General features: G+C 72.1%; 1 protein-coding gene. It reads left to right on the top strand.

Going from position 1 to position 573, the window contains the following annotated elements; genetic code table 11:
- Positions 1-573: S-adenosylmethionine:tRNA ribosyltransferase-isomerase (locus G7A99_RS24040; RefSeq protein ID WP_163144593.1), on the top strand; the 573-nt coding region annotated here is incomplete at both ends.

The following is a 573-nucleotide window of genomic DNA, read 5'->3' as shown; positions in this document are numbered from 1 at the left end:
GGGATCGAGGCGGAGGTCGTCGCGCGCGAGGACGCGCTCTTCCGGCTGCATTTCGCCGGCGACACGCCGCTGCTCGAACTGCTGGAACGCCACGGCCACATGCCCCTGCCGCCGTACATCCGCCGGCCGGACGAGGGCCTGGACCGCGAGCGCTACCAGACCGTGTTTGCCGAGCGCCCCGGTGCGGTCGCCGCGCCCACGGCGAGCCTGCATTTCGACGAGTCGCTGCTGGCCGGGCTCGCCGGTGCCGGCGTGGAGGCCGCGCGCGTTACCCTGCACGTGGGGGCGGGGACGTTCCAGCCGGTCCGCGAGGCGGACATTACGCGTCATCACATGCACAGCGAGTGGCTGAACGTGCCGGCGGACACAGCCGCAGCGGTGGCGCGTACCCGCGAGCGTGGCGGCCGGGTGGTGGCGGTGGGTACGACGGTGGTGCGCGCGCTGGAGACCTGCGCCCGCGCCGGCACGCCGGCGGCATTCAGCGGCGAGACCGATATCTTCATTTACCCCGGCTATCGCTTCCGCGCGGTGGACGCGATGATCACCAACTTCCACCTGCCGGAATCGACCCTG

Source organism: Arhodomonas sp. KWT, assembly GCF_010993615.1.
Note: the sequence above shows the minus strand (reverse complement) of the source record. Positions and strands in the feature narration are given on the sequence as shown.